The following is a 9,783-nucleotide window of genomic DNA, read 5'->3' on the forward strand; positions in this document are numbered from 1 at the left end:
GCGCTTGTTTGCTTTTGGGGCTCCGCGTTTCAATGAACATCGCGGCGTTGGCCAAGATATAATGCAACCATGTTGCAAATATCAGGCCTCCACTACCGCTATCGCAATGCCACGGGCACTCAACTGTCCGTACCCGAATTCTCCCTTGCCAAAGGCGAGCACGCCGTCATCCTCGGTCCGTCCGGCTGCGGGAAGTCGACGCTGCTGCACCTGCTGGCAGCGATCCTCACCATGCAGCAAGGCGAACTACGCGTTGCAGGGACCGACCTGCGCTCGCTGGCGCCCCGCGCTGCAGATGCCTGGCGCGGGCGCACCATCGGCTTCCTGCCGCAAAGACTGGCGCTGGTGCCCAGCCTGACGGTGCGCGAAAACCTCCTCGTCGCCGCCTATGCGAACGGCCGCACGGCCGACGTCGCGCGTGCCGACGAACTCCTGCAGGCACTCGGCCTCGGTGACAAGGCCCGCGCGAAGCCGCATCAGTTGAGCCAGGGCCAGCAGCAGCGCACCGCGATCGCACGCGCCCTGTTCAATCACCCGGCCCTGTTGCTGGCCGACGAGCCAACCGCTAATCTCGACGATGACGCCTGCGCCGCGGCGACCGGGCTGCTGACCTCACAAGCCGCCGCGAACGGGGCATCGCTGGTGATTGCGACCCACGATGCGCGCGTGCTTGCCGCACTCCCCGGCGCGAAGGTGCTGCGCCTGCCGCGTACCGCAACGGAGGCCGCATGAAGCGCATCAATGCTCTCACCCTGGCCCTGAAATCCCTGCGCCACAAACCCCTGTCGACCGCGGCGAACCTCGTACTGATGGCAGTCGGCGTGGCGATGATGTCCTTCGTGCTGGCGGCCTCGCAACAACTGGAGGAAAAGGCGCTGCGCGACGCCCGGGGCATCGACCTCGTGGTCGGCGCCAAGGGCTCGCCGCTGCAGCTCATCCTGTCGTCGATCTACCATATCGACATCCCGACCGGGAACATCCCGCTAGCGGCCGAGGCGCAGCTGCGGCAGAACCGCCTCGTGAAGAAGGTCATTCCGCTGGCGCTGGGCGACAGCTTCCACGGCTACCGCATTGCCGGCACGACGCCGGATTACATCGCGCACTACGGCGGCGAGCTGGACAGGGGCGAGATGTTCAAAGCCCCCATGCAGGCAGTGCTCGGCGCGCAAGCGGCGGCCGGGGCGGGCCTGACGACAGGATCGCGTTTCGTCGGTTCGCATGGTATTGCCGGCGGCGGCGACGGCCACAGCGATGCGCCGTTCACCGTGGTCGGTGTGCTCAAGCCGACCGGGTCGGTGCTGGACCGGCTGGTGCTGACTCCCGTCGAATCGGTATGGCAGGTGCACGAAGTCGCGCACGGCATCGACCCCGACGACAAGGAAGAAAAAGCGGCGATGGATGAAGAGCGCGAACTGACCGCCCTGCTGGTGCAGTACGCATCGCCGCTGGCTGCAGCGATGCTGCCGCGCGCGGTCAACAGCCAGCCCGAATTGCAGGCCGCGCAACCCGCCTTCGAATCCGCCAAACTGTTCCGCCTGCTCGGCGTCGGCGTCGACGTCCTGCGCGGCATTGCCGCCATCATGCTGCTGTCGGCGGCGCTATCGATGTTCGTCGCACTCTACAGCGCGCTGGAAGAGCGCAAGACCGATCTTGCCATTCTGCGCACGCTCGGCGCGGCGCCGCGCAAGCTGATGGCGCTGCTGCTGGTGGAAGGACTGCTGCTGGCAAGTGCCGGCGCCGCCCTCGGCTGGATCGCCGGGCATGCCGCTTTGGAAATCCTCGGCCGCCTGGCGTCCGACGGCCAGAACCTGGCGCTGACCGGATTGTATGTCGCCTCGTCGGAGGCATGGCTGATACCGGTGGCGCTGGCGATCGGCCTGGCGGCGGCGCTGCTGCCGGCGCTGCGTGCTTACCGCACCGACATCGCGACCACCCTGTCCCACTGAACCTGCTCAAGGAGAACGAATTGAAGCACCTGCTGTCCCTGTTACTGGCTGCAACGTCGCTCGTTGCCTACGCCAAGGAAGACCCCGCGCACAGGAAGGCCATGATCGACCAGCACAAGGCGATCGCCGCGGCGCATGAAGCCGCCGCACAGTGCCTCGCCGGCGGCAAGGACGAGGAAACCTGCCATGCCGAACTGGCAAAGGCTTGCAAGGGCCTCGCCATCGGCAAGCTGTGCGGGGCAAAACACAAGCATTGATGGACTTACTTTTCGGAGGTGTCATGAAGACATCCTGGCAACACCTGATCCTTGCCCTGCTGGCCGCTCCCGCGCTGGCGCTCGCCCAGGGCGCGCCCGCTGGCGGCCACGTCCCCGTGCCCAACGCCCCGCCGCCGCCGATGCAGCCGCTCCCCGAAATCAAGGGCGTGGTGTCCTGGAACACCCTCGCCAAAGTCAAGCAGGTCAAGACCAAGGATCGCATCCTGCCCGAGTTCGCCAAGGAGATCACCGAGCTCAACGACAAGGAAGTCAAGGTGCAGGGCTTCATGATGCCGCTCGAACCGGGCGAGAAGCAGAAGCACTTCCTGATTTCGCTCACGCCGCAGTCGTGCTCGTTCTGCCTGCCCGCCGGCCCTGAGGGTGTGGTCGAAGTGAAGAGCAAGACGCCGGTGAAGTACACCTTCGAACCGGTCGTCGTGTCCGGCAAGATGAGCGTCCTGAAGGATGATCCGATGGGCATGTACTACCGCCTGACGGACGCGACGCCGGTCTCCCTGAAGTAACTCGATGCCTGCTGCGCAAACCGCCGTGCAGCGCCGCGCCGCCATCGCATGCATGCTGGTGGCGGCCTTGCTGTTTGCGCAGTGGGCAGGCCTGTCGCATCGCGTCGACCACGCCGCGTATATGTCGGCAGCGTCGGACGGGCACGACAGCGATACCGGCCATTCCTGCGCGGCCTTCGATGCCGCCGCCGTGGCCGATGCGATCCACCTCCCTCCTTTCGCCGCTCCCCTGCAGGCCAGTACGCGCATCCTGGCGCTCTGGGCCGCATTCGCGTCCTGGGACGCCCCGCCCGTCCTGCATTTTTCCTCGCGCGCACCGCCGCTGTCCTGATGCGTCATTCCGACGCGTGATCGCTTGACCCAGCTTCGCCCTCGCCTTCAGGCGGCGGCGGACGACGTCTTTCATTCCCATCAGGACTTATCATGACCATGCAACCTATGTTGATGGCGAGCGCCGTGCTGTGCGCGCTCGTCCCGATTTCTCCCATTGTCCACGCAGACGACAAGGCGCTGCCCGAGGTCGTCGTCACCGCCGCGCCGTTCGGCAGCGGCGAACATGCGCAGCTGCTGGCGCCGGCTCGCGTGCTCTCCGGAACCGGGCTGCGCAACAAGCTCGGCGCATCGCTCGGCGAAACCCTGGCCCACGAACCCGGCGTCTCGGCCTCGGGTTTCGCCGCCGGCGCCTCCCGGCCCGTCATCCGGGGGCTCGATGGCCCGCGCATCAAGATCCTCCAGGACGGCATGACCGTGTCCGACCTGTCGGCACTGTCCGGCGATCATGCCGTCGCCATCGATGCGGCCACGGCACGGCAGATCGAAATCCTGCGCGGGCCGGCCGCCTTGCTGTATGGCTCGGGCGCAATCGGAGGGCTGGTCAATATTGTCAATGACAGGATTCCGACGGAACTCGTCCCGGCACCCACCGGGACGGTCGAAGTGCGCGCCGGCTCCGCGGACCGTGAGCGCAGCGCATCGTTCTCGGCCGATGCGGCCAGCGGCAGTATCGGCCTGCACGCGGACGGCAGCGCCCGCAACGCCGGCGACTACCGCATCCCGGGATTGGCCGTGCGTGACGATGCCGGCTCGGCGACGGGACGCCTGCCGTCCTCATTCACGCACGCGCGCACGCTCGGATTCGGTGCATCGCACGTGAACAGTCGTGGCCACCTCGGCGCGTCCATCGCCAGCCGCAGCGACCGCTACGGCATCCCCACTGCCGAACAAGCCTTCATCGACATGGAACAGACCCGCATCGACCTCGATGGCCTGGTCACGCGTCCATTCACGCAGGCAGAATCCGCGCGCGTCCGCATCGGCGCGACAGACTACAAGCACACCGAAAAGGAGCAGGACGGGACGCCGGCCGCCGACTTCAGCAACAAGGCCGTGGAAACCCGCTGGGAGCTGGCGCATCTCCCCGTGGCAGGATGGCGCGGCACGCTCGGGCTGCACACGGAACGCGCCCGCTTTGCCGCCCTTTCAGCCGAGACCGGGCGTCCGGACACTGTGCCGGTCACCAGGTCCACGTCGCAAGCCGTCTACCTGGTAGAGGAGCGCGACTTCGGCCCGGTGCGCGGCAGCGCGGGGGCAAGGCTGGAGTCCGTCAAGCGCAGTCCGGAGGGAGTGGCGCCGGAGCGCCGTTTCGACCTGCTCTCCTACTCGCTCGGGGGTGCCTGGACCTTCGCGCCCGGCTACAGCGCGGGCACGACTGTCTCGATTGCACAACGCGCCCCGACCGCCGAAGAGTTGTATTCGAACGGCCCGCATGAAGCCACGGCCACCTTCGACACCGGCGATGCTGCACTGCGCAAAGAACGATCGCGCAACCTGGAACTGTCGCTGCAAAAGAATCAAGGAACGATCCGCTGGAAGCTCAACCTGTTCCATAACCGGGCGCGGGATTTCATCCATGGCCGCATGGACGGCACGCGCCTGGACGAGGAAGGAAGCGAGGATGCCGACGGCGAATTCGCACGGCGCCTCTGGGCACAGGAAGGGGCGACCATCCGCGGCGCGGAAGCCGAGTGGAGCTATAACGTCCACGGCGAAGGCCCTTCGCTGCGCATTTTCGCCGACACCTCGCGCGGCAGGCTGGACACCGCGGGCAATCTGCCGCTGCAGCCCGCCACCCGCGCCGGCGCCGATGCGGGATTGCGGCGCGGCCCGCTGCTCGCGGGCTTGTCCGTCTTGCATGCCCGCGCTCAGGAGCGCCTCGCGGCGTTCGAGGCCACACCGACACCGGCCTACACCTGGGTCGACGCGCAACTCTCCTACACGGTGCGCGACGCGCATGCCCGCTGGACGTGGTTCCTCCTCGCGAAGAACCTGCTGGACGAGGACATCCGCCTGTCCACCTCGCTGCTGAGGGATGTTGCACCGCAACCAGGGCGCAGCTTCATCGTTGGCATTCGCACAAGCCTGTAGGCATCGCCGCCGGCTTGCCCGCCCGTTTGACAAACGCACACACTGCCGCTGTAATGGCAAGCCGGCGTACTAATTGTGTTACCTTAGAACCATAAGATTTTCGCCCCTGCCGCAGGAGGCGAAGAACAGCCATCTCAGGGATAACGTGGGGATCTTTTCGCTTTTCGGTAAGAAGGACAGTCGCCAGGCAAAGCCTGCGGAAAAGGATACTTCTCGCGCGAAGAAGCAGCCGGGTTCTTCCCAGGGCGGCGCCACGAACACGCGTCCGCCGACGGTCAAGCGCGATGCCAAGACAGCCCTCGCCACGGCGATGAAGATCGATGCGATCGAATCGGAAATGTCATCCGAGTTCGTCAGCATTACGACCCAGCCCCCCATCACGCAACAGAAGAAGCCGCCCCCACCGCCCGCGCCCGCAAAACCCCACACCGCGCCCGCCCCGGCAAAGCCGCGCAGCATGCCCGGAGCGGCCCAGGCCGCGCCCTTGCAGCCGCTGGCGCCGGAGATGGGCACCACCACCGATTTCCTCCTCGACGGCCAGACCGCGGTCGCCGACATCGCCTCGCCGGCCTCCGATGCCGCGGCCGTCATCGAAGAAGCGGCCATCATGTACGCCAACGGGCAGGTCGACGTCGTCGAGCAGATGCTGAAATCGGCCATTGCGGAAGACATGCTGGGCGAGCTGACACGCACCGCCTGGTGGATGCTGTTCGACCTGTACCAGATCACGGGCAAGAAGCAGGAATTCGAAAACCTGTCCATCGACTTCGCCAGCAAGTTCGAGACCTCGCCGCCCGGATGGACCGCTTCCAGCCGCAACGAAAACGCACCGGTGCAACCGGCGCAAGCTGCAAAAGGCGCCACGCCGATGGTGCCGTTCTCGGGCAAGCTCGACGGCGCATGCATCAAGCATGTCGAACGCGCGTTGAAGCTTGGCGAGAACTACCGCGCGCTGCGGCTCGAATTCGCGAAGGTGACGGAAGCCACCGCCGAAGGCTGCAAGCTGGTGCTCGACCTGTTCAGGAAGCTGCAGAAGACAGAGCATGACCTGATCCTCGTCGGCGCCCCCGAGCTGGCGGACAAGATCCGCGCGATCATCGAGGTCGGGCGGCGCGACGATACCGAGGATTCCTGGCTGCTGCTGCTCGAGATCCTGCGCCTGTTGAACCTGGAAAAGGAATTCGAGGAAACGAGCATCGACTACTGCGTGACCTTCGAGGTCTCGCCCCCTGCCTTCGTACCCCCGAAGAGCAAGATCACGACGGCCAGCGCCGAGGCTTCGGCCGCAAAATCGGCGGAAGGTTTTCCGATGCCTGCCGTCGTCGAAGGGCGCATCGACAATCTCATCCTTGCCATCGCCGCCTATTCCGACGAGCACAGCCCGGCCATCATCGACTGCTCCAACCTCAACCGGGTCGACTTCAATGCCGCCGGACGCCTGCTGACCGGGCTTGCCCCCTTCTGCGGCGTGGGCAAGACCATCGAATTCCATCACGTCAACCATCTCGTTACGGCGCTTTTCAACGTGATTGGCCTGAAAGACATCGCCAGGATCGTTCCGCGCAAGAACTGAGCAGCCAGCCTGCCGCCGCTTTTTGCCTCCCTCGGCTTGTAATCCGGCACCCCGCCCACACCTGTGGAGGAATACGGTTACACCAGAGGAAAGCATGGAACAATTTCACGGCACCACCATCCTGTCGGTTCGTCGCGGCAACGTTGTTGCGCTGGGAGGCGATGGCCAGGTAACACTTGGCAATATCGTCATGAAGGGAACGGCGCGCAAGGTGCGCAAGCTCTACCAGGGCAAGGTCCTGGCCGGCTTCGCCGGCGGCACGGCCGACGCGTTCACCCTGATCGAGCGCTTCGAAGCCAAGCTCGAGAAGCACCAGGGCAACCTGATGCGCGCCTCGGTGGAACTGGCCAAGGACTGGCGAACCGACCGCATCCTGCGGCGCCTGGAAGCCATGCTCCTGGTGGCGGACCGTGAATCGACATTGATCATCACGGGCAACGGCGATGTGCTCGAGCCCGAGAGCGGGATCGGCGCCATCGGTTCCGGCGGCGCCTTTGCCCAATCCGCAGCCAAGGCGCTGCAGGAAAACACCGACCTGCCGCCCGTGGAAATCGTGAAGAAGGCGCTGACCATCGCCGGCGATCTCTGCATCTATACCAACCTGTCGCACACCATCGAAACCCTCGACTGAAGCGAACCGTTTTTAGGCACGACATCATGAACATGACCCCGCAAGAAATCGTCTCCGAACTCGACAAGCACGTGGTCGGACAGGGCCGCGCCAAGCGCGCCGTCGCCATCGCGCTGCGTAACCGCTGGCGCCGCCAGCAGGTCGCCGAGCCGCTGCGCCACGAGATCACGCCGAAGAACATCCTGATGATCGGCCCGACCGGCGTGGGCAAGACGGAGATCGCGCGCCGCCTGGCCAAGCTGGCCGACGCCCCGTTCATCAAGATCGAGGCCACGAAGTTCACTGAAGTCGGCTATGTCGGCCGTGACGTGGATACCATCGTGCGCGACCTGGTCGACATCGGCATCAAGCAGACGCGCGAATCCGAAATGCGCAAGGTGCGTGCGCGCGCCGAGGATGCGGCGGAAGACCGCGTGCTCGACATCCTGCTGCCGCCGCCGCGCGACTTCGGCTTCAGTGCGACACCGACCAATGCCGCCGAAGCCGACGCGCAGGCCGGCAACACCACCCGCCAGACCTTCCGCAAGCGCCTGCGCGAAGGCGCGCTCGACGATCGCGAAATCGAAGTCGAGGTTGCCGAGGCGAGCCCGCACATGGAAATCATGGCGCCACCCGGCATGGAAGAGATGACCGAACAGATCAAGTCGATGTTTTCCGGTCTCGGCGGCGCGCGCAAGAAGAAGCGCAAGCTGAAGATCAAGGAAGCGATGAAGCTGCTGGTCGATGAAGAGGCGGCCAAGCTGGTGAACGAAGACGAGCTCAAGCAAAAGGCGATCGCCAACGTCGAGCAGAACGGTATCGTCTTCCTCGACGAGATCGACAAGATCGCCAGCCGCTCCGAAACCGGCGGCGCGGACGTGTCGCGTGCCGGCGTGCAGCGCGACCTGCTGCCGTTGGTCGAAGGCACGACGGTGAACACCAAGTACGGCATGATCAAGACCGATCACATCCTGTTCATCGCCTCCGGCGCCTTCCACCTCGCCAAGCCGTCCGACCTGATCCCGGAACTGCAGGGCCGATTCCCGATTCGGGTCGAGCTGGAGTCGCTGTCGATCGCTGATTTCGAGCGCATCCTCACCAGCACCGACGCCTGCCTCACGCGGCAGTATGAGGCCCTGCTGGGCACCGAAGGCACGAAGATCGAATTCACCGAGGACGGCATCCGGCGTCTCGCCGAAATCGCCTATTCCGTGAATGAAAAGACGGAGAACATCGGCGCCCGCCGCCTGTACACCGTGATGGAAAAGCTGCTGGAGGAAGTGTCGTTCTCCGCAACCAATGCATCCGAGACGACAGTGGCGATCAACGCCGCCTACGTCGACGAGAAACTCGGCGCGCTGTCCGAAAACGAAGACCTGTCGCGCTACGTCCTGTAAAACGCCATGGCAAACAAGGCACTGGCCAAGCGGCAAAAGATGATCATCCGTGTCGAGCCCGCGCAGCGGGCACTCAAACCGCGGAATCCGATCGCGCTTGCCGCAAAGCAGAGAGTCGCCGGATCGCACCGCAAAGGCAGCTCCACCGAGCGGCAATTGCATGAGCGCCTGCTGAAGAAGGCGCTCGGCGGATCGGAAGAAGACTGAGCGGCCGCGCGGTTCAACGCGCCGGGACGCCAGGGACCGGCTGCGGTTGTGCACCGGGCAACGCGCCCGGCTGGACCGCAGGCGGAATCGTGGGCTGCCCCGGAACGCCGGGCGCGCCAGGATTGACAACGGTGGTCGGCGGCGCCGTGGTGGTCGTGCCGGGCGGGGGTGCTGCGCCCGGTACGGGCTGCGTCATCGGCACGACGGGCTGTTGCGGCGCCGGCGCGTTCTGCGGCGTCAGCACCTGTCCCGGCTGTGCCTGGGGCAGGTTTGCCGGCGGTACCGGCGGCTGTCCTGCCTGCGCTGCCGCCGCGGCCTGGGCACGCGAAGGCACCGGCTGGCCGGGCACGGGAACGGGCGGGGTTGCCGGCCGCGCCGGTACCGGCGCTTCGGCAATTCCTTCCAGGCCCTTCGCGCTTTCAGGCAAATCCACGCGCTTGGTGGCACCGCCCTCCGACAGCAGCACATGGTCGCGGTGCACTTCCTTGATCGTCACACCCGGCGCAACTTCCTCTTCCACACCGATTGCCTGCGCCGGTTTGCCGTCGGCGCTGATGATGGCCACGCTGCTGCTCGGGCTGCCGGAAAAGATCACGCCGCGCAATTGATAGTTGCTTGCCGCGACAGTCCCGCCCTTGGGGTTGCCGAACAGCGTTGCCGCCGCATCCGGGCGAATCTCGGCCTGCGCGGTGCGCGGCGGGGCGGCGACAGGCCGTACCGGCGGCTTGAACAGTTGCATCGCCCAGTAGGCCGCCGACGCGCACAGCGCAACGAACAGCAGGAAACTCACGGTTAGCGGCAGGCGCCTCATTGCAGTCCTTTTCTCTTTCTTGTTATCGCACCAG

At 65.7% G+C, this 9,783-nt stretch carries 11 protein-coding genes; 10 read left to right on the plus strand and 1 reads right to left on the minus strand.

Annotation, left to right across the window (positions count from 1 at the left end; genetic code table 11):
* The first annotated feature begins 69 nt into the window (after positions 1-69).
* The 10 genes from VFF99_RS19000 (at position 70) to VFF99_RS19045 (ending at position 8,938) form a co-directional block, all read left to right on the plus strand.
* Positions 70-732: an ABC transporter ATP-binding protein gene (locus VFF99_RS19000; RefSeq protein WP_325020491.1), complete on the plus strand. Its 663-nt coding sequence runs from the start codon at positions 70-72 to the stop codon at positions 730-732.
* On the plus strand, positions 729-1,946 hold the full coding sequence (locus VFF99_RS19005) for an FtsX-like permease family protein (protein WP_325020492.1): 1,218 nt from the start codon (positions 729-731) through the stop codon (positions 1,944-1,946). The genes VFF99_RS19000 and VFF99_RS19005 overlap by 4 nt, the downstream gene beginning before the upstream one ends.
* A 20-nt stretch (positions 1,947-1,966) precedes the next feature.
* Entirely contained in the window at positions 1,967-2,203 is a 237-nt protein-coding gene (locus tag VFF99_RS19010) for a hypothetical protein (protein ID WP_325020493.1), read from the plus strand.
* A gap of 23 nt (positions 2,204-2,226) precedes the next feature.
* Positions 2,227-2,727 (plus strand): DUF3299 domain-containing protein, encoded by a 501-nt coding sequence (locus VFF99_RS19015; protein WP_325020494.1) that lies wholly within the window; start codon positions 2,227-2,229, stop codon positions 2,725-2,727.
* 4 nt (positions 2,728-2,731) lie between these two features.
* Positions 2,732-3,058: a hypothetical protein gene (locus tag VFF99_RS19020; RefSeq protein WP_325020495.1), complete on the plus strand. Its 327-nt coding sequence runs from the start codon at positions 2,732-2,734 to the stop codon at positions 3,056-3,058.
* Between the two features lie 92 nt (positions 3,059-3,150).
* A complete protein-coding gene (locus VFF99_RS19025; protein ID WP_325020496.1) occupies positions 3,151-5,151 on the plus strand; it encodes a TonB-dependent receptor in 2,001 nt (666 codons plus the stop codon).
* 145 nt (positions 5,152-5,296) lie between these two features.
* Positions 5,297-6,724, plus strand: a complete 1,428-nt coding sequence (locus tag VFF99_RS19030) for an STAS domain-containing protein (protein WP_325020497.1) — start codon at positions 5,297-5,299, stop codon at positions 6,722-6,724.
* A 94-nt stretch (positions 6,725-6,818) separates the two neighbouring features.
* Complete coding sequence (hslV, locus tag VFF99_RS19035; protein ID WP_325020498.1) at positions 6,819-7,355, plus strand: ATP-dependent protease subunit HslV; 537 nt, start codon at positions 6,819-6,821, stop codon at positions 7,353-7,355.
* Positions 7,356-7,381: 26 nt separating this feature from the next.
* Positions 7,382-8,731, plus strand: coding sequence for an ATP-dependent protease ATPase subunit HslU (hslU, locus tag VFF99_RS19040; RefSeq protein ID WP_325020499.1), 1,350 nt, complete (start codon positions 7,382-7,384; stop codon positions 8,729-8,731).
* Positions 8,732-8,737: 6 nt separating this feature from the next.
* A complete protein-coding gene (locus VFF99_RS19045) occupies positions 8,738-8,938 on the plus strand; it encodes a hypothetical protein (protein WP_325020500.1) in 201 nt (66 codons plus the stop codon).
* A 13-nt stretch (positions 8,939-8,951) separates the two neighbouring features.
* On the opposite strand, the gene VFF99_RS19050 is transcribed toward VFF99_RS19045, so the two are convergent.
* A partial coding sequence (locus VFF99_RS19050) for a type II secretion system protein N (protein WP_325020501.1) occupies positions 8,952-9,783 on the minus strand: 832 nt, incomplete at its 5' end.

It is taken from the genome of Noviherbaspirillum sp., from assembly GCF_035654295.1.
Lineage (GTDB): Bacteria > Pseudomonadota > Gammaproteobacteria > Burkholderiales > Burkholderiaceae_D > Noviherbaspirillum.

Excerpts from the sequence above, each read along its gene's own strand:
- VFF99_RS19005 (WP_325020492.1), top strand. The coding sequence starts at position 729 with ATGAAGCGCATCAATGCTCTCACCCTGGCCCTGAAATCCCTGCGCCAC.
- VFF99_RS19045 (WP_325020500.1), top strand. The coding sequence starts at position 8,738 with ATGGCAAACAAGGCACTGGCCAAGCGGCAAAAGATGATCATCCGTGTC.
- hslV (WP_325020498.1), top strand. The coding sequence starts at position 6,819 with ATGGAACAATTTCACGGCACCACCATCCTGTCGGTTCGTCGCGGCAAC.
- VFF99_RS19020 (WP_325020495.1), top strand. The coding sequence starts at position 2,732 with ATGCCTGCTGCGCAAACCGCCGTGCAGCGCCGCGCCGCCATCGCATGC.
- VFF99_RS19000 (WP_325020491.1), top strand. The coding sequence starts at position 70 with ATGTTGCAAATATCAGGCCTCCACTACCGCTATCGCAATGCCACGGGC.
- VFF99_RS19025 (WP_325020496.1), top strand. The coding sequence starts at position 3,151 with ATGACCATGCAACCTATGTTGATGGCGAGCGCCGTGCTGTGCGCGCTC.
- hslU (WP_325020499.1), top strand. The coding sequence starts at position 7,382 with ATGAACATGACCCCGCAAGAAATCGTCTCCGAACTCGACAAGCACGTG.
- VFF99_RS19015 (WP_325020494.1), top strand. The coding sequence starts at position 2,227 with ATGAAGACATCCTGGCAACACCTGATCCTTGCCCTGCTGGCCGCTCCC.